The organism is Rhizobium sp. Leaf371 (assembly GCF_001424045.1).
In the GTDB taxonomy this organism is placed as follows: Bacteria; Pseudomonadota; Alphaproteobacteria; order Rhizobiales; family Rhizobiaceae; genus Ferranicluibacter.
Map to the genome: position 1 here is coordinate 242,890 of NZ_LMQB01000012.1, position 18,796 is coordinate 261,685.

Here is an 18,796-nt window from a genome sequence, read left to right on the forward strand (position 1 = left end):
GGCGTCGAACCCCTCGATCGAGCGGAAAAGCGGCGCCAAAACATCGAAGTCTGCCGCATTGCCGCATCTCAAAGCAGTATCATAAGCCCATGACAAAAGAACCCGCACTGTCCCATCAGAATATCATCGCCGCCCGACGGATCATCGATCCGGTCTTTCTGGACAGCCCCGTGCTTGTCTCGGAGACGGCGGGCCTGTCGCTTTTTGCCAAGGACGAAACCGACAATCCGATCCGCAGCTTCAAGGGCCGCGGCACGGGGTATTTTCTCGCGCAGGACACCGGCGAAGGCGGCACTGCCGGCCGGGACCCGCTCGTCACGGCATCCGCCGGCAATTTCGGGCAGGGCCTTGCCTATCATGCCGCGCGGCGCGGGCGATCGCTCGTCGTTTTTGCCAGCGTCAACGCCAATCCGCTGAAGATTGCGGCCATGCGCCGGCTGGGGGCGGAGGTTCGTCTCGCCGGCGAGGATTTCGACGCGGCCAAGGATGCGGCGCGGCTTTACGCCCAGGAGCGCGCGCTCACCTTCGTGGAGGACGGCGCAAGCGCCGCCATCGCCGAAGGCGCGGGAACCATCGCGGCCGAACTCACCGAGGCGGTCGCGGCGATCGACGCCGTCTATGTCCCCCTCGGCAATGGCGCTCTTGCCGCCGGCATGGGGTGCTGGCTCAAGGCGCGTTCGCCACAAACTCGCATCGTCGCGGTCGCCGCAAAGGGCGCACCCTGCATGGCTTTGTCGTTTCGGGAAGGCCGGCCGATCTCGAGCCCCGAAGGCAACACGATCGCCGACGGCATCGCCGTGCGCATCCCCGTGCCCTCGGCCGTCGACTGGCTGCAGGGCACGATCGACGATGTCGTTCTCGTCGACGACGCGCAGATCATCGAGGCGATGCGTTTTGCACACCGCACCTGGGGCCGCCGCATCGAACCCGCCGGCGCCGCCGGCCTCGCCGCCATCCTGGCAGAGGCCGAAAGCCTCGCCGGCCAGCGCCTCGCCACCCCCCTCTGCGGCGGCAATCTCACCGCCCCCCAGATTGCGCACTGGCTGTCTTGAGGGGGGCTTTCTTGAGGGGGCTTGGGCGATAGGTCCCCCCACACCCCCGACACGAAAAAGCCCGGCGTGCTTTCGCGGCCGGGCTTCGTCCTGTCCGTTCCCGCCGCCTTATTTCGGCAGCGTGTAGGCGATGATGGAGTCGCCGGGTTTCGTGCCGACCGAGCCGTGGCCGCCGGCGACGATGACGACGTATTGGGTGCCGTCCTGCGTGCTGTAGGTCATCGGCGTGGACTGGCCGCCGGCGGGCAGGCGACCCTTCCAGAGTTCGCGGCCGGTGGCGAGATCGTAGGCGCGCAGGTAGTTGTCGACCGCCGCGCCCAGGAAGGCGACGCCGCCCTTGGTGATCATCGGGCCGCCGATGCCGGGAACGCCGACCTTGAAGGGCAGGGGCAGCGGCGTCATGTCGTAGACCGTGCCGTTGCGGTGCTTGTAGGCGGTCTCGCCGGTCTTCAGGTCCACGCCCGCGACATAGCCCCAGGGCGGCGCCTGGCAGGGAATGCCGAGCGGGCCGAGGAACGGCCCCATCAGCACGCCATAGGGTGCGCCGTCATTGCGGTTCAGGCCCTGTTCGCTGCCCTTCTGGTCCTGCCCCTTCGGCGGGATCTGGTCGCGCGGCACGAGCTGCGAGGTGAAGGCGAGATAGGTCGGCATGCCGAACATCAGCTGCTTTTCCGGATCGACCGCGACGGAGCCCCAGTTGAAGGTGCCGAAATTGCCGGGATAGATCAGCGACCCCTCGAGCGAGGGCGGCGTGTAGCGGCCTTCATAGCGCAGCCGCTCGAAGGCGATGCGGCAGGCGAGCTGGTCGAACATGCTGACCCCCCACATGTTCTTGTCCGTCAGCGGCGGCGGCGAGAAGGTGAGGTCGGAGATCGGCTGGGTCGGCGCGGTAAAGTCTTCCGGGATCGCGCCGGAGGGCGCGGGGATTTCCTTCACGGGGATGATCGCCTCGCCGGTGCGCCGGTCGAGCACGTAGAGATCGCCCTGCTTGGTCGGGCCCACCAGCGCCGGACGGCCGTCGATGTCGAGCAGCACGGGCTGGGCGGGAACGTCCATGTCCCAGAGGTCGTGATGCACGGTCTGGCGGACCCAGCGCAGCTGCCCGCTGTTGATGTCGAGCGCGACGATGGAGGAGGAGAACTTTTCCACGTTCTCGCTGCGGCCCATGCCGAGCTGGTCGGGCACCTGGTTGCCGAGCGGGATGTAGACGAGGCCGAGGGCTTCGTCATAGGAGAACACCGACCAGCTGTTCGGCGAGTTGGTCGTATAGTGCTGACCTTCCGGCAGCGGCGTGGTGACGTCGGGATTGCCGCTGTCCCAGTTCCAGATCAGCGCGCCGGTGTTGACGTCGAAGGCGCGGATGACGCCCGACTGTTCCTGCGTCGAATAGTTGTCGTTGACGGCACCGCCGATGATGATCTTGTTGCCGGTGATGACCGGCGGCGAGGTCGAATAGTAGTAGCCGGCCGGCTGGTAGCGCATGCCGCTTTCCAGATGCAGCGTGCCCTGATCGGCAAAGCCGGTGCAGACCTGGCCGTTCTCGGCGTCGAGCGCGATCAGCCGGGCGTCCGAGGTCGGCAGGTAGACGCGGGAGGCGCAGGCGCTGCCCGGTGCGGCGGCCGCGTCCTTGTAATAGCTGACGCCGCGGCAGGTCTGATGCTGCCGGTCCGGGTTCATGCCGGAATTGCTGTCGAACTTCCACTTTTCCTTGCCGGTTGCGGCATCGATGGCGATCGCCCAATTGTGCGGCGTGCAGACATAGAGCGTCTCGCCGATCTTGAGCGGCGTCACCTGATAGGTCGTCTCGCCCACGTCCTCCGGCAGCTTCACGTCGCCGGTCTGGTAGCGCCAGGCTTCCTTCAGGTCCGACACGTTGGCGGTGGTGATCTGCGCCAGCGGCGAATAGCGCTGGCCATATTGCGTGCGGCCATACTGGTGCCATTCGCCGTCCGGCACATTGCCGCCGAGCGCCGGCGTCGCATTGGCGACCGTGGTCGGCAGCGTGCCGGCCATATCCAGCGGGTCCTGCGTCATCGAATAGAGCGCGACCGCGATCGACAGAACGACGGCGATCCCGAGCGGCCAGCCGCTGGCGCGGTAGACGTGGCCCGTCGGGCTCGTAAAGCCGAGCGGCTTGCGGATCGACGGCAGCAGCAGCCAGAGGCCGAGCAGGATGACGACGCCGCCGCGCGGGCCGAGCTGCCACCAGTCGAACCCGACCTCCCACAGCGCCCAGCCGAGCGTGGCGACGATGAACACCGCATAGACGGTGAGCGCCGAGGATCTGTGGCGCGAGAGCAGGATGGCGGTCGCCAGAAAGGCGAGACCCGCCAGCACATAATACCAGCTGCCGCCGAGAACGGCGAGCCAGGCCCCGAAGCCGGCAAGCCCCAGTCCTATCAGCGCAAAGAGGACAGACGTAAACATGATCATGGAAGGGACTCCCGGCACCGCATCGGGCACCTCGTCAATTTCGACAGCGGGGGCCTGGTGGCGATCCGGACCCCGTCATGGCGAAATTAGGGCGAGGTGATGCGGGGTCAATGCCGCAATGCACAAAGGGCGGGGAAGGGGCGTGGGTATCGCCGCGAACACTGGCGCTCCCGTCCGCCCCTCATCCCGCTGCCGCGACCTTCTCCCCGCCAAGCGGGGCGAAGGGACGTGTGGCACGGCTTTCGCCCCACATCGAAACGCCGCGCAGGCCGCGTCCCCTCGCCCCGCAAGCGGGGAGAGGGTTAGGGTGAGGGGCCCCGCATGCAAGGAGAGAGTGAAGGTGAGGGAACCCCGCAAGCGGGGAGAGGATGAGGGGCAGCCGCAGGCTCGGCGGTGGCCCTGAAAGCCGCACGCTCGCACCCGTCACGTCAACGTTCGCCGCATTTCCTCAACCGGGTCAGGATACGCGAAGAAGTGGACCCTGTTAGGCACTTCGCGCATCCGTCTTCGCGTGCAGCATCCGGAAGCCGTCAGGAAGCGGACGACGCGGTGGCCGGTCGCATCATGTCTGGCCGTCGCATCATGTCTCGATGTCGGGTTGCGTCTTGAAAAAGAACGCGCGCGCTTCCTCGCGCGTCATCGTCGGCAGTTCCTCGCCCTTTTCCCTTTTCGCCTCCGTGGCGATGCGGGTCAGGCGGTCGATCTGTGTTTCCTGCATTCGGGCAGGCTTCGGCAGAGTTTTCGTCGCCATGTCGGCACCTCATATCAGCAGATATGCATATCATGTCGCGGGTTTTGCGGCAAGCGCACCCCTCACGTCCCGCAGAACGTTTTCAGCACCTCTTCGCCCGGCGCCGGGGGGGCGGCGAAGGGGGCGAGGGCGGGCTGGTCGTCATAGGGGCGGGCGAGGACCTGCATCAGGGCGTCGAAGGCGGAGAAATCGGCGTCCGTCCGGGCGGCCGTGATCGCCTGTTCGATCCGGTGGTTGCGGGGGATGAAGGCGGGGTTGACGCTGCGCATGGCGGCGGCGGTGTCGGCTCCGCTGCGCCCGTCCGTCTCCACGCGGCGGCGCCAGCGGTCGAGCCAGAGGCTGGTGCTGGCGGGGGTGCGGAACTGCGCGGTGAACCCGTCCTCCGTCGACGGGTCGGCCGCGACATCCGCGAGCCTCCGGAAGGTCAGCGTGAAATCGGCCTCTTCCTGATGCATCAGCGTCAGCAGGTCCTGCACGAGATCGAGATCGCCGTCTGCGCTGGCGGAAAGCCCGAGCTTGGCGCGCATGGCGGCGAGCCAGTGGTGCTGGAACCGCTCGCCATAGAGCTTCAGCACGCCGTTTGCGGCGGTCACGGCGGCCTCCGCGTCGGTGTCGAGCAGCGGCAGCAGGGTTTCGGCCAGCCGCGCGAGGTTCCATTGGCCGATGCCGGGCTGGGCGGCATAGGCGTAGCGGCCGTTGCGGTCGATGGAGGAGAACACCTTGGCCGGATCGTAGGCATCGAGAAAGGCGCAGGGGCCGAAATCGATCGTCTCGCCGGAGATCGCGACATTGTCGGTGTTCATCACGCCATGGATGAAGCCGATCGACAGCCAGCGGGCGATGAGCAGGGCCTGACGGTCGGCAAAGGCGGTGAGAAAGGCGAGATAGGGCTGCGGATCGTCCGCAATGTCGGGATAATGCCGCGCGATGGCATAATCGGCGAGCCGCTTCACCCCGGCCTGATCGTCGCGCGCGGCGTGAAACTGGAAGGTGCCCACCCGGATATGGCTGGCCGCCACCCGCGTCAGCACGGCGCCGGGCTGCACGGTCTCGCGATAGACCGGCTCGCCGGTGACGACGGCGGCGAGCGCCCGCGTGGTCGGCAGTCCGAGCGCATGCATGGCCTCGCTGACGATATATTCCCGCAGCACCGGCCCGAGCGCCGCGCGCCCGTCGCCCCGGCGCGAATAGGGGGTGGGGCCCGCCCCCTTCAGCTGGATATCGCGGCGGCGGCCGTGGATGTCCACGACCTCGCCGAGCAGAATGGCCCGGCCATCGCCGAGCTGCGGGTTGAAGCCGCCGAACTGGTGGCCGGAATAGGCCATGGCCAGCGGCTGCGCGCCGGGTAGATGCGTATTGCCCGAAAAGATCGCCGCACCCTCGGCCTCCAGCGCCGCGACATCGAGCCCGAGCTCCTGCGCCAGCGCCCGGTTGAAGCGGATCAGCACCGGTGCCTCGACCGGCGTCGGATCGACGGCGGTGAAGAAACTCTCCGGCAGCCGGGCATAGCTGTTGTCGAAGGGTATGGGCGGCGTGCCGGCCTCGGTCCTGTTCGTCGCCTCCATCGTCGCCTCCACTGTGTTCCGCAATCCTGATCGTCCCGTCGCAGGACCGGGACCTCTAGATAGGGTGCGGGGCGGCGGCATGAAAGGGCGGTCAGTCCGCGCGGATAGGCCGGGTTACAGGCCGGGTTACAGCTTGGAATTCGGCCGGCAATGCCACCTGCGCCAGGACGCTGGTCTCGTCGACGTCAAGACCGGCCTGCTGCTTGATGGCGTCCGCAATCTCCTGCTCGATCGCCTTGCGCGCCTCGGGATCCATCTGGGCGAGGGTCCCCTCCGTCTGTCCGTGCTTTTCCAGAACCTGCGCCCGGATCGTCTCGGCAAGCGATTTTCCCGCCCAGTCCAGGAAGGCGTTTCGCGTTTCGGCCTTGTCCGCGGCGCGATCGGCGACCGCCTGCACGGCCTTCCTGTCGTCTTCGGCACGCGCTGTCCGCTTCTCCGCATTGATCGCCCAGAAGGCGGCGGAGAGGCTGACCGTGGGATCGGTGGCAACGACGGCCCCGATGTCGTCGCCGGCGCCGGAGCGGCCCGCGCCGCCGGCCGCATCGCGGTTCAGCGCACCCGGTTGCCCGCCGGAAAAGGAGGCGTCGATCTGGCGCGGGTCGAAACCCGCGCTCGGCCGGTTCGAAGGGGTCCTGTAGGGCGTGATGCGGCTGTCGGCGATCTTCATGGCGCGATCCTTCCTGCGTATGAGGATGACCTAAAGGACAGGACCTGCGCGAGGCTTGCAGAGGCGGTTCGGGTCCGGCGCTATGGCCGGGCGGGAACGCGGGTCAAACCGCCACGAAAGCCTCCCGCTTCAGCCGTGCGCGATCCGGCTCGAAGGATAGGCTTTCCAGCGCGCGCGCCAGGCATGCCTCCGCCATCTCGCGGGCAATGGTGTGCAGGCGTCCGCCGGGCAGGTTGGCGAGCGCGCGCAGGCTCTTCTGCAGGCGGATGGCGATGTCGGGGTTCTCGGCGCCGTCGCGGGCAATCGGCAGGAAGGCATCCTCGAACATATCCCGCAGCGTGATCGGGGAGACGTGCACGCGCGGGAAGTCCGGCGTCGCGCGCAGATGGTCGGCGCGCGGTTCCACGGCCAGCACCTCGACCATCGTCGTCATCACGTCGATCGCCGTCCCCGGATCGTTGACGGCCGGCGAGAGGGCGCGCGAGGCGATCTCGGCCAGCACGATCAGCCCGAAGCGCGGATCCTGCTCGAAGGTGCGGCGCGGGCCGATGGTCAGCGCGTCGAGAATGGCCTGCGTTATCGTCTCGTCCGGACCGCCGCCCGCGCGGGCCCGCACGAACAGCATCGGCGTGCCCGGCGCGCAGAAGGCGCCGGCCCGCGCGGTGAGATAGAGGTCGAGATCGCGCGCCTCGCCAAGCGCCTGCAAGTGCGGCATGTCGATATGCTGGAGATAGCCGACCTTGATGGGCGAGACCGGCACGGCGCCGGGCGGCGTGACGCCTGCGGGGGCGCCGCCGAGAAGCGGATCTTCCAGATGGTCGCGCATGCCGGTCATCGCCGCCGTTTTTACCCGGTCGATGGTCTCGCCGACCCGGCCGAGCGTCGAAAGATGGTCGATCCAGCGCAGCAGCGTCAGCACGATCACGGCGATGACGCCGAGCGTGACGATGAACAGCACCAGCCGCCCGCCGCCGCCATAGAGACCGGCATGCAGCGCGATCAGCCCGACCAGCGAAAACAGGAAGGTGCCGAGAAAGGTCGAGAGCGCCCGCTGCGCGGTGGTGTCCTCGAGCAGCAGGCTGGTCGCCCGCGGCGTCGCGCTGCTCGCGGCCGCCGAGGTCGCGGCCACCAGCGTCGAGAGCGAGAAGGTGGTCACGGCGAGCATGCTGGAGGCGATGATGCTGAGGATCGGATCGACCGCATCCGCCCCGAACGCCTTCGTCATCTCTTCCGGAATGAACGGCCCGAGCAGGATGGCGACAAGCGCGGTCGCAACCCCGGCCAGGCAATAGAGCGTCGCCCGCACCCAAAGCCGCCGCGACAGCCGCACCACCTGCCAGAGACGTTTCGACCTGAGCATGAGACCCCCCGAACCGGACCGACCGGAATGATCGCCGCCGCAGCCCTAAGGATAGGGCGCGACGGCCTGTTTTCGAGACGGCCCATGTTCATGATAAGGCGAGATTCGGGAGGCAGGCGTCAGAAGGCGGGGCGAGGCCCGTCTTCCGCGTCCCCTCACATCTTCCGCGCCACCTTGATCGCGAAGGCATATTCGAAGGCGATCTCTTCCAGTCGCTGGAAGCGGCCGGAGGCGCCGCCGTGGCCGGCGCCCATATTGGTCTTCAGCAGGATCGGCTGGTCGCCGGTGGCCTTTTCGCGCAGCTTCGCCACCCATTTGGTCGGTTCCCAATAGGTCACGCGCGGGTCGGTGAGGCCGGAGAGGGCCAGCAGCGCGGGATAGGGCTTCGCGTCCACATTGTCATAGGGCGAATAGCCGGCGATGTGGTGGTAGGCCGCTTCGTCATCGATCGGGTTGCCCCATTCCGGCCATTCCGGCGGGGTCAGCGGCAGGGTGTCGTCGAGCATGGTGTTGAGCACGTCCACGAAGGGCACGGCCGCGATGATGCCGCCGAACTTTTCCGGCGCCATGTTGGCGATCGCGCCCATCAGCATGCCGCCGGCCGATCCGCCCTCGGCGACGATGTTCGCGTAAGACGTGAAGCGCTCCTGACTCAGATAATCGGCCGCGGCGATGAAGTCCTTGAACGTGTTGGTCTTCTTCTCCATCTTGCCGTCTTCGTACCAGGCAAAGCCCTTGTCCTTGCCGCCGCGGATATGGGCGATGGCATAGACGAAACCGCGATCGACCAGCGACAGGCAATTGGTGTTGAACGAGGCGGGAATGGAAATGCCATAGGCGCCGTAGCCATAGAGCAGGCAGGGCGCGGAGCCGTCGAGCGGGGTGTCGCGGCGGTAGAGCAGCGTCACCGGCACGGAGGCGCCGTCATGCGAGGGCGCAAACACCCGGCGCGTCACATAGTCGTCCGGATCGTGACCGGAGGGCACCTCCTGCGTCTTCAGAAGCGTGCGCTCGCGCGTCGTCATGTCGTAGTCGTAAAGCTGGCTCGGCGTCGTCATCGAGGAATAGGAAAAGCGGATGACGTCGGTGTCGTATTCGCCGGCCCCGGACAGGCCGAGCGAGAAGGCCTCTTCGGCAAAGGCAATCGCGTGTTCCTCGCCTGTGCGCCGGTCGCGGATCTTGATCTGCGGCAGGCCGTTTTCGCGCTCCAGCCAGACGAGGTGGCGGGCAAAGGCCATGTGGTTGAGGATCAGCCGGCCCGGCGTATGGGGCACCACCTCGCGCCAGTTTTCCCGCTCCGGCGTGTCGACCGGCGTTTCCATGATCTTGAAATCTTTGGCGCCGTCGGCATTCGTCAGGATGTAGAAGACGTCGCCGCCTTCGGTCAGGGAATATTCGAGCCCGGTCTCGCGCGCGGCGACCAGCCTGGGTTCGGCATGAAGGTCCGAGGTCGGGATCAGCAGATATTCGCTCGTCTCGTGGTCGTGGATGTCGATATAGATGACGTCGTCCAGCATGGAGGCGCCGACGCCCATGAAGAAGCCGGCATCCTCTTCCTCGTAGACCAGCCGGTCGTCCGCCTGCGGCGTGCCGACGACATGGTGGAAGATTTTTGACGGGCGATGGTTCTCGTCGAGCACGGTGTAGAAGAAGCTGCGGCCGTCCGGCGCCCAGGCGCCGCCGCCGCCGGTGTTGTCGATCACGTCTTCGAGGTCGGCCCCGGTCGAGAGATCGCGGATGCGCAGCGTGAAATATTCCGACCCCTTGTCGTCATAGCCCCAGATGCCGAGCGAATGGTCGGTGCAGTGGTCGATGCCGGACAGGCGGAAATAGTCCTTGCCGGCGGCCTCCCTGTCGCCGTCGAGCAGCACGACGCGGTCGCCGCCCGCGCGCGGCTCGCGGAAATAGCGCGGCTGCTCGCCGCCGGTGACGAAGGACGTGCCATAGGCGAACGGTCCGTCCTTCATCGGCACGGAGCTGTCGTCCTCCTTGATGCGGCCCTTCATCTCGGCAAACAGCGTCTTCTGCAGCGCCTCGGTATCCGCCATCGCCGCCTTCATATAGGCGTTCTCTGCCTCCAGATGCGCGCGGATTTCGGGATCGAGAATAGAGGTGTCCCGGAACATCTGCTGCCAGTTGTCGGCGCGCAGCCAGGCATAGTCGTCGGTGCGCGTGATGCCGTGGCGGGTGTCGCTCAGCGGCTTTCTAGCCGCGACGGGTGCGGCGGGCAGGGCGGAAAAGACGGGGGTCTTGTCGGACAATGCGATCTCCGGGGGGCAGAGCGCTGTCCGGTTCGGGGACCAGCGCCATCGTTTCGATTGGCCGCATCGTCCGTGGCAAAGCGACACGCTCCGCCCCGGACATGCTCACCCGAACAGGCTCGGGGGTGCTCCGGACATAGATGCCGCAGCCGGTGCATTCAAGCGGCAAAGCGCGGGACACGTCGCCTCAGGCAGCCGCGCGCCAGCGCGACGACAGGGCCGCCACTGCATAATCGATGAAGGCGCGGATTTTCGGCGTGGCGCTGTGGCGGTCGAGCATGCAGGCATAGAAGGTGAACGGCGTATGCGCCGCGTCGTTTCCGAACAGCGGCACCACCAGCCCCTTGTCGATGAGATCGTCGGCGATGAAGGCGCCGAGGCGGGCGATGCCGGCGCCGGCCAGCACCATCGTGGTCAGCGTGTCGATATCGTTGCTGATGATCCGCGCCTGGATGTCGGGCTCGTAGAGCGTGCCGTCGCGCAGGAACGTCCAGCGGAACAGGCGGCCATCGGTGGCCAGCCGGTAGAGCAGGCAATCATGATGCACCAGATCCTCCGGCCTCTGCGGATGGCCGCGCCGGGCGAGATAGTCGGGCGCGGCACAGATGATCATCGGCACGGTGACGAGCCGGCGGGCGATCAGCGACGGCTCCAGCTGCTCGGCGAACCGCACGCTGATGTCGATGCCTTCCGCAATGTGATCGATCGCCCGGTCGGTGATGACGAGCTCGACGGAGAGCTGCGGGTAGAGGCTGGCAAAGCCGGGAATGAGCGGCGCGATGACATGGCGCCCGAAGGCGACGGAGGCGGAGATGGTGAGCCGGCCGCGCGGCAGGTCGTTGAGCGCGGAGACGGCGGTGGCGGCCGCCTCCAGTTCGTGCACCACATGGCGCACCCGCTCGAAATAGACCTCGCCGCTGTCCGTCAGCCCCAGCCGGCGGGTCGTGCGCTGCAGCAGGCGCACGCCGAGATCGCGCTCCAGCCGGGCGATGTTCTGGCTGGCGGCGGCAGGGCTGATGCCGAGCAGCCGGGCGGCGGCGGCGATGCTGCCCATCTCGACGCTGCGCACGAAACTCTCGATGCCGCGAAGGCTATCCATAGCTGAGCGCTCCTTCGATCCCGGCCATTCGAAAGTTTTGCTTCAGATTATTCGTGCGTGCAAGCCACTAATCAAGCATCGTCTTCAAGCGTAGGAAAGGGCAACACCGTTTCGAACAACCGCAAGGACAGGAGCCATCATGCCCACCGCAACACCCCCCAAATCGCAGCTCTCGTCGTCAAGAGCCGGGCCAAGAGCCGGATTGTCGCCGACCCTGACGCCCTATGTCTTCGCCTTCTTCATGGCGGGCATCATGGCCTTCATCATGTGCTGGATCATCGTCGCCGCCAATAGCGGCATCGATGGCGGTCTGCCGCGCCGCGTTCTCGCAGCCTACATCATCGCCATGCCCGCCGCCTTCGTCAGCGTGCTCCTCGTCCGCCCGATCGCGCTCCGCCTGACATCCCTCGTCATCCGGCGCGCCGGATGACGAGAGCTTAAAGCGACAGCGTCAGGCCGATGCCGAAGGGGTCGGTGAGCGAGACGGTGTCGCCATCGCGGCGGGTGGGGATTTCCAGCCGGTCGAGGGCGGCGAGGGCCGTCTCAAGCGCGGAGGCGTCGTTGAAGCGCAGCGCATAGGTGCCGAGCCCGGTCATATCCGCAGCGCGGCGCGGCGCGTTGCGCGTGTTCCAGATATTGGCGGCGAGGTGATGGTGATAGCGGCCGGTCGAAAAGAAGCTCGCGCCGGGATAGGTCGAGACGATGTCGAGGCCCAGCACATCGCGGAAGAAGCCGTTTGCCTGCGGCAGGTCCGAGACCTGCAGATGGAGATGGCCGAGCGCCGTTCCCGCATCCATTCCGCCCCAGGCGGTCTCTCCCCGGGAAAGGCTCACGCCCTCGTCGTAGAGCGTCTGCAGGTCGAGCGGCAGTGTCGCCATCTGCACCATGCCATCGGGCAGGGTGGTCCAGTCGGCACGGGGCCGGTCGCGATAGACCTCGATGCCGTTGCCCTCGGGATCGGCGAGATAGATCGCCTCGGAGACCAGATGGTCGGACGCGCCCTGCAATGCCACCTGTTGGCCCGCGGCATGGGCGAGCCAGCGGGCGAGCGCTGCCCGGTCCGGCACGAGAAAGGCCGTGTGGAACAGGCCCGGCGCATTGCGCGGCGCGATGGCCGCCTGGCCCGACGTGGTGAGCGTGAGCAGCGGCCGGCCGCCGACGCCGAGCGTCTCGCCGCTCGGCTGCCGCTCGATCACGCTCAGCCCCATGACCCTTTGATACCAGGAGGAAACGAGCGGCAGGTCGCGCACCACCAGCCGGGCATGATCGACGAAGGCCGGCATGGAGAGCGGATGTTCGGGCCCAAGGGGATGGTCGGCGGAAGAGCCGCGCGCAGTCATGGAAGGGGTCATCTCGGTCGCTCCAGCGGGAAATGGGGAAAAGGCGCCGGGCAGGGTGAGCGCGAGCCCCGTCATGTGCAGCAGGCGGCGTCGGCGCAGAGTGTCCATGGCAGGGTTCCCGTTCGGTCGGGCCGACTATGCACCTCTTGCCCGCCGCGCGAAATCCTCGGGAACGGCGATGGATCGTCTCGGCTCCGTTGACAATCTCGTCCCGATATCGCTACCGGACACGGTCTCCGCCATGCTCCCGCCCGCATCGGCACCGATAGTCGAGCCGTCACCGAAAGTGACGGCCGCGCACCGCGCAGGGGCTCGCCAAACGGGCAGCGGTTGCGTAGCCTGATACTCGAAACGATCTGGAGACGAAGCACGCGTGGAGATCCAAGGCATCAAGTGGAACTACGACCGCAGCGAGATGATCGCGGACGGCATCGTCCATGGCATCGGACTTGCCTGCGCGCTCGTCGGTGTTACCATCCTGCTGGTCCATGCCAGCGCGGCCAGCACCGCCGGACAGATCGCGGCCGCCGCGATCTACGGCGCCGGCCTCGTCGCCACCCTGTCGATCTCCTTCGTCTACAATATGTGGCCGGTCTCGCGCACCAAATGGCTGCTGCGCCGGTTCGATCATTCCTCGATCTTCATCCTGATCGCCGCCACCTACACGCCCTTCCTGCAGAGCGGCTGGAACGATCCGTTTCTGGCCGTCATGCTCGTCGGCATCTGGATGATCGCCGCTTTGGGCGTCGCGCTGAAATGCGTTTTCCCCGGCCGCTATGACAGGCTGGCGATCGTGCTCTACCTTGCCATGGGCTGGAGCGGCGTGCTCGCCGTCGGGCCGCTGCTCGCCACGCTCGACGGTGCCACCATGCTGCTCATCCTGGCAGGCGGCGTGATCTATTCCGCCGGGGTCATCTTCCATGTATGGGAGCGGCTGCGCTTCCAGAACGCCATCTGGCACGGTTTCGTCGTCACCGCGGCGGCGGTGCATTTCTCGGCCGTCTTTTCCGTCATCGGCAACGGCGCCCTTTAAGGCGCCGCCCCGTTTTTCCGCTCAGCCGGGTCTCAGGCCAGCTCTCTGGCCGGGTCTCAGGCCGGCTCGAAGGTCAGCGCCACGCCGTTCATGCAGTAGCGCAGGCCGGTCGGGGCCGGGCCGTCGGGGAAGACATGGCCGAGATGCGCGTCGCAATCGGCGCATTTCACCTCCGTCCGCGTCATGCCGTAGGAGCGGTCCGTCACCTGCGTCACGGCGTCCGGCTCCAGCGGCTGGAAGAAGCTCGGCCAGCCGGTGCCGGAATCGAACTTCGTGCGGGCATCGTAAAGCGCCTTGCCGCAACACACGCAGCGATAGGTGCCGGGCTTGCCGAGCGCGAAGTCCGGGCTGGAAAATGCGCGCTCCGTTCCGTGCTGGCGCGTGACGCGATACTGGTCCGGCGTCAGCTGTTCGCGCCATTCCGCATCGCTCTTCACGACCTTCAGCCCGGGGTTCGCAGGCTCGGCGGCGGCATTCGGGTGATGTTCGCTCATATCGTGCTCCTCATCTTCACACTGCACTTCATATAGGAACGCCGATCGGCCAAACAAAGCCGGCATTCCAACGGCAGACCACGACCCTGCATAGTATCCGCTGCTTATATGCAGCCGACGAATCGCTGCGGGAATCCCTGGTTGCAGAAAATTTCCGCCCTTGCTCAAGGTGGACGGGCAGAACTGACCGCAGCTTGCCCGCCTTGATAGATAAAAGCGTACAGATATACGGTGATTGCTTCCGGTAACTGCGATGCCGGGACGGATTTCTGTCGTCAAGTCTTGCGACTATTGAAAAACGTGTTTGACATTTTTGGGGTGAATGTTATTCGAGTATCAGCAAAGTGTCTGAGACTGAAAATACTGCACGGTACCGCCGCGACAATAAATCGACAGAATTGGGTTGTCATTCCGAGGTTTTGTCAAGTTACGCGACGGGGAATGCAAAAGCTTCAAGCAAGTAACTCGGTCGTTCCCTTCTGATGCCATCGCCCCGGCTTGCGCCGGAATCGATGGCGTCTCCATGGAGCATTGATGCTTTCAGCCAGTGCCTGCGGATCCGTGGGCGAAACGAGATATCGCCCGAAAGGAGAACAAAATGAGCGAACAGATGGCAGGACAGAGCGCGACGGCAAACAGCCACGCCGGCCATAGTCACACAAGCCACGCCGGTCAGGGCTCTGCAGGACACGGCAACGAGCTGCTGGTGGAACTGACCGCCGAAATCGTCGCCGCCTATGTCAGCAATCATGTCGTTCCGGTTTCGGAACTGTCGACCCTCATCGGCGACGTGCACAATGCGCTGAACAACACCGGCGCGCCGGCTCCGGTCGCCGCTGCCGTCGAAAAGCCGAAGCCGGCCGTTTCCGTGCGCAAGTCGGTGCAGGACGGGCAGATCACCTGCCTGGAATGCGGTGGAAACTTCAAGTCGCTGAAGCGCCACCTGATGACCCATCACGCGCTGTCGCCGGAAGACTATCGCGAGAAGTGGGAACTGCCGCAGGATTATCCGATGGTCGCCCCGGCCTATGCCGAAGCGCGCTCGCGCCTCGCCCGCGAAATGGGCCTCGGCCAGCGCCGCAAGCGCGCCGCCAAATAAGGCCTCCCTCAGGGCCGGAAGACGGACGGGAATTGCCGTCACGTCTCTTATGCATGCCGGGCCGGATCCTTTCCGACCCGGCTTTTTCATGTTCATTCGAAGTCAAGAATATTCGCGTCCTTGAATAAGGAAAAAATGCCTATATGATTCAGAGACCTATCGGAAAGTCTCTGTAATTCAACAGAAAGTTGCGGCCGGGTTGTAGCGCTCGTTTCATCTTCGACATAGGATATGTGAAACTATTCCTATAACGGAGACCTGCGATGACCATGCCTCATGCTGCCCAAGGCCTTGATTTCAAGCCGTTCGTCCTCGCGAGCCTCCCGCCCACCCTCGGGCCCGGCTTCCGGCTTGATTTCCCGCCCGGCTTCCCAGCGAGTCTCCCGCCCGCGCCGATCGTGTCGCTCCGCGCGGTCTCTTGCCGCACGCTCCCGCCGGCCCGCGCGCCCGAATGCAAGTCGATCTTTGCCGGTGGGCAGGATGTCGCGTCGGATGTCGCGCCGGAAACGTCGGAGCCTCTGGTCCAGACCTCCCGCATTTCCGAGGTTCCCGATCTCGGCGCGCCCGATCCGCTGGCGCAGGCCCGCTGCCGCATGGTGGCGGAGGTGGTCGAGGAGCTGACCATGATGGTCGGCGACCGCCCGCAATTGCGCCGCGACCGCCGGCGCATGATGGTGCATGTCCGCCAGATCGCCATGTATGTCAGCCATGTCGTGCTGCAGGTGACGCTCACCGATATCGGCATCGCCTTCGGTCGGGATCGCTCAACCGTCAGCTATTCCTGCCATGTGGTCGAGGACCGGCGCGACGCGGCCGATTTCGACGACTTCGTCTCCACCATCGAGCGCATCATCGGCGCCGTCTTCCCGCCGGCCGCAGCCGTCGAGCAGGGTGTCGCACCATGACGCGCGGCCATCCCGCCTCTGCGCAGGATCGCGAGGCCTTTGCCACCCTTGCCACCCTTGCCACCCGCGCCGGCCTCGTCCGGCTCGTCCGGCATCTCCTCGGCGGCCGTCGGGGCAGCCCGGAGCAGGCGGGCGCTCCGGACGCGGCCGATCCGGTGAGCGTGTCTTTCTCCGTCGCGGAGGAGGGCGCCGAGAGCGTCGTCACCCGAGCGGACGGCGCGAAACGCACGGTGCCGCCGGCCGTCTTGCGCAGCGCCGTGTCCCTCGGTCTCGTCTCGGGCCCGGATGCGGCCGGCCTCTACCGGCTCCTGCCCCCCGCCGTCGGCTTTCTCAAGCGGGCGCTGTCGGATCCGGACGACGCCTATGCCGGCCAGCACCGGCAGATCGCTTCCGCCACGCTGGAGACCGCGGCCGGCCGGCAGACGGTGCACATCAATCTCGCCGAATCGCCGCTCGCGCCCATCGGCCGGCTGAGGGACAAATCCGGCCGGCCCTTCTTGCCGCCGGAAGCGCTGGAGGCCGGACAGCGCCTGCACCGCGACTTCACCCGCGCGCAGCTCCAGCCACGCCTGACCATGGCCTACGAGCCGCGCCTGTCGACGCGCACGAAGGGCAGCAGCGGCGGCGGCGAGATCGCCGACAGCGCGATCGCCGCGCGCACCCGTGTGGCCCGCGCCATGGAAGCCATCGGCCCGGAACTCTGCGGCGTCGCCATCGACGTCTGCGGCTTCGAAAAGGGGCTGGAAACGGTGGAGCGGGAACGCCAGTGGCCGGCGCGCTCGGCCAAGCTCCTGCTCCGCGCCGCCCTCATGGCCCTTGCCCGCCACTACGCCCCACCGCCCCCGCCGACCCGCCGCACCCGCGCCTGGGGCGCGGAAGGGTTTCGCCCGGACATGGGGGGAAGGGGTGAGGAGTGAGTTGTGAGTTGTGAGTTGTGAGCGGTGAGCCGGACGCTGTGATGCGCGAGGCGACACCCGAGAGCCGAGAGCGGCAAGGCGGAGAACAGGCCCCAACCCTCCGTCATTCCGGCCTTGCGCCGGGCGCCGGCGACCGACCGTCCGTCAGGTCAGGAAACGTGACCCGTCCGCAGCCCAGAGAGACAGTCACCGACAAATTTACCGACAGACCCCGGTCAACCCCTCAGGCGAAGCGCCGCCTGGTCCTGGATGCGTTTGACCATCGAGCGCAGGCCGTTGGCGCGCTGGGCGGTAAGGAATTCGATGAGGCCCATCTTTCCGAAGAGGTCGAGCGCATCGGTCCTGACGATCTCGGAGGCCGTCTTGCCGGAGAAGATCGAGAGCACGATGGCGACGAGGCCGCGCACGATATGGGCGTCGGACTCCCCCTCGAAGGTCAGCACCGGATCGCCGCCGTCTGCCGCGTGGGTCACGAGCCAGACCTGGCTCGCGCAGCCCTGCACCTTGTTCTCCGCCGTGCGCTTGTCCTCCGGCAGGACGGGCAGGGTGCGGCCGAGTTCGATGACATAGCTCATCCTGTCCTGCCAGTCGTCGAGATAGGCGCAATTCTCGAGAATGTCGGAAAGGGGCGTCGGCGTGAAGGCGGCGGCATCGGTCATGCCGTCTCTATAAGGGATCGCAAGCGGCTTGAGAAGCCGGGACGCGGCGCGCGAAACGGCCTTTGCGGCCTCCTTGGAAAGCCTCTTTTGCGGGCTTCGCGCCTCTGCTCACGACGCGCGATGCGGCTTCGGCGGAATGCGCTTTTCCGGAACGGGAATGCGGGTGAAGCCAAGATCCTCATTAGTCTGCTCGCCAGCCTGCTCATTCGCCTGCTCGCTGGCGCGAATGACCTCTTCCGGCGTCTGCGGCGCGGACGCAGCCGGCGCGGCGGCAACGGGAAGCGCCTGTTCCGATGCGCCTTTGCGGGCGGCCGGCACGGTTCCGGTGGTCACGGCGTCGCCCGAAGCGGCGCCGGCCTGCGCGGTCGTCTCATCGGCAAACTGGGTTTCGAGCAGCTGATAGGCGATGCGGGCGCCATCCTTGGCGCGGTGGCCGAGCGCGTTGAAGGTCTCGGCACCCTTGACGCAGACATCCGGCTTCTCGGAGCAGATGGCGCTGATATAGCCGATCGCCTGGCTGGCGGCCGACACCGTGTCGCCGATATCGACGCCGGCGGTCGTCTGCGGCGTCGTCTGCGCCGCGTCCTCCGTGCCGAAGATCGGCAGCAGCACGAGCACCAGCGAAAACCAGAATGCTGCCTTGATCAGAAACCACATGGTCGACCCCGTTCTTGACGTTCACGCACCTGTCCCGCGCGCCCTGTTCGCTTCCCTCACCGTTGTCTTTCGACGGTTCCGATGACAGGATGCCCGATGACAGGGTGCAGGGCGGCTGAACATCAATCTAGTGCGCCTCTTCCAACACGGCCTTGAAAACGAGACCTGTATTTGAAGCGATGTTTCATAAAATTCGATCGATCTGCTTTTGACACGCATTTGAGGGGCATTTGAGCCAATTCCGTTAAGGGTCAAGGCGGGGCCTGGTCCAAAGCCCCTGCAAATGCGGCCTCCCGCAGCGTCGTCTCCTGCCACAGGCGTTAAATTAACTCGAAAAACACCAATATTTCAACGGTTACGCGACGTTAACCACAACAAACGAAGGGCGTCCGATTCGGGCTCCGGAAGGCCGGTGAAGCCGTTTTGCAACACGTCGAGCCGTCTCACTTAGAGTTTCATTAAGCCGCCGGTGAGACATTCGCCCCATGCCGACAGCGATCGCCA

The 18,796-nt window shown here is 66.2% G+C and carries 17 protein-coding genes; 6 read left to right on the top strand and 11 right to left on the bottom strand.

The genetic code is table 11. The annotated features are described in order from the left end of the window. Positions 1–89: 89 nt before the first annotated feature. Complete coding sequence (locus ASG39_RS09155; protein WP_062594690.1) at positions 90–1,052, top strand: pyridoxal-phosphate dependent enzyme; 963 nt, start codon at positions 90–92, stop codon at positions 1,050–1,052. A 108-nt stretch (positions 1,053–1,160) separates the two neighbouring features. Here ASG39_RS09155 and ASG39_RS09160 read toward each other — a convergent pair whose 3' ends face one another. From ASG39_RS09160 to ASG39_RS09185, 7 genes are all read right to left on the bottom strand, one after another. Next, positions 1,161–3,485 carry a glucose/quinate/shikimate family membrane-bound PQQ-dependent dehydrogenase gene (locus ASG39_RS09160; RefSeq protein WP_062594691.1) on the bottom strand — a complete coding sequence of 775 codons (2,325 nt, stop codon included), beginning with the start codon at positions 3,483–3,485 and terminating at the stop codon, positions 1,161–1,163. A 580-nt stretch (positions 3,486–4,065) separates the two neighbouring features. After that, complete coding sequence (locus tag ASG39_RS23780; RefSeq protein ID WP_156468085.1) at positions 4,066–4,236, bottom strand: hypothetical protein; 171 nt, start codon at positions 4,234–4,236, stop codon at positions 4,066–4,068. Between the two features lie 62 nt (positions 4,237–4,298). Beyond that, a complete protein-coding gene (locus ASG39_RS09165) occupies positions 4,299–5,801 on the bottom strand; it encodes a protein adenylyltransferase SelO (RefSeq protein WP_062594692.1) in 1,503 nt (500 codons plus the stop codon). A gap of 91 nt (positions 5,802–5,892) precedes the next feature. Continuing rightward, complete coding sequence (locus ASG39_RS09170) at positions 5,893–6,468, bottom strand: hypothetical protein (protein WP_062594693.1); 576 nt, start codon at positions 6,466–6,468, stop codon at positions 5,893–5,895. Between the two features lie 103 nt (positions 6,469–6,571). Then, positions 6,572–7,828 carry a DUF2254 domain-containing protein gene (locus ASG39_RS09175; RefSeq protein WP_062594694.1) on the bottom strand — a complete coding sequence of 419 codons (1,257 nt, stop codon included), beginning with the start codon at positions 7,826–7,828 and terminating at the stop codon, positions 6,572–6,574. Between the two features lie 155 nt (positions 7,829–7,983). After that, complete coding sequence (locus ASG39_RS09180; protein WP_062594695.1) at positions 7,984–10,089, bottom strand: S9 family peptidase; 2,106 nt, start codon at positions 10,087–10,089, stop codon at positions 7,984–7,986. Positions 10,090–10,276: 187 nt separating this feature from the next. After that, positions 10,277–11,188, bottom strand: coding sequence for a LysR family transcriptional regulator (locus tag ASG39_RS09185; RefSeq protein ID WP_062594696.1), 912 nt, complete (start codon positions 11,186–11,188; stop codon positions 10,277–10,279). A 139-nt stretch (positions 11,189–11,327) separates the two neighbouring features. Here ASG39_RS09185 and ASG39_RS23245 point away from each other — a divergent pair, with 139 nt between their 5' ends. Then, entirely contained in the window at positions 11,328–11,618 is a 291-nt protein-coding gene (locus tag ASG39_RS23245) for a DUF2798 domain-containing protein (protein WP_082477085.1), read from the top strand. A gap of 7 nt (positions 11,619–11,625) precedes the next feature. On the opposite strand, the gene ASG39_RS09195 is transcribed toward ASG39_RS23245, so the two are convergent. After that, positions 11,626–12,528 carry a VOC family protein gene (locus ASG39_RS09195; protein ID WP_062594935.1) on the bottom strand — a complete coding sequence of 301 codons (903 nt, stop codon included), beginning with the start codon at positions 12,526–12,528 and terminating at the stop codon, positions 11,626–11,628. Between the two features lie 373 nt (positions 12,529–12,901). On the opposite strand from ASG39_RS09195, the gene ASG39_RS09200 reads away from it, so the two are divergent. Then, positions 12,902–13,561 (top strand): hemolysin III family protein, encoded by a 660-nt coding sequence (locus ASG39_RS09200; protein ID WP_062594697.1) that lies wholly within the window; start codon positions 12,902–12,904, stop codon positions 13,559–13,561. A gap of 56 nt (positions 13,562–13,617) precedes the next feature. On the opposite strand, the gene msrB is transcribed toward ASG39_RS09200, so the two are convergent. After that, positions 13,618–14,055: a peptide-methionine (R)-S-oxide reductase MsrB gene (msrB, locus tag ASG39_RS09205; RefSeq protein WP_062594698.1), complete on the bottom strand. Its 438-nt coding sequence runs from the start codon at positions 14,053–14,055 to the stop codon at positions 13,618–13,620. A 598-nt stretch (positions 14,056–14,653) separates the two neighbouring features. Here msrB and ASG39_RS09210 point away from each other — a divergent pair. The 3 genes from ASG39_RS09210 (at position 14,654) to ASG39_RS09220 (ending at position 16,976) form a co-directional block, all read left to right on the top strand. Continuing rightward, on the top strand, positions 14,654–15,154 hold the full coding sequence (locus ASG39_RS09210; protein ID WP_244481191.1) for a MucR family transcriptional regulator: 501 nt from the start codon (positions 14,654–14,656) through the stop codon (positions 15,152–15,154). A gap of 263 nt (positions 15,155–15,417) precedes the next feature. After that, on the top strand, positions 15,418–16,059 hold the full coding sequence (locus ASG39_RS24515) for a helix-turn-helix domain-containing protein (protein ID WP_244481192.1): 642 nt from the start codon (positions 15,418–15,420) through the stop codon (positions 16,057–16,059). Then, positions 16,056–16,976: a DUF6456 domain-containing protein gene (locus tag ASG39_RS09220; RefSeq protein ID WP_062594699.1), complete on the top strand. Its 921-nt coding sequence runs from the start codon at positions 16,056–16,058 to the stop codon at positions 16,974–16,976. The genes ASG39_RS24515 and ASG39_RS09220 overlap by 4 nt, the downstream gene beginning before the upstream one ends. Positions 16,977–17,191: 215 nt before the next feature. On the opposite strand, the gene ASG39_RS09225 is transcribed toward ASG39_RS09220, so the two are convergent. Continuing rightward, complete coding sequence (locus ASG39_RS09225; protein WP_062594700.1) at positions 17,192–17,635, bottom strand: SufE family protein; 444 nt, start codon at positions 17,633–17,635, stop codon at positions 17,192–17,194. Positions 17,636–17,743: 108 nt separating this feature from the next. Continuing rightward, positions 17,744–18,292 (bottom strand): DUF5330 domain-containing protein, encoded by a 549-nt coding sequence (locus tag ASG39_RS09230; RefSeq protein ID WP_082477087.1) that lies wholly within the window; start codon positions 18,290–18,292, stop codon positions 17,744–17,746. Between the last annotated feature and the right edge of the window lie 504 nt (positions 18,293–18,796).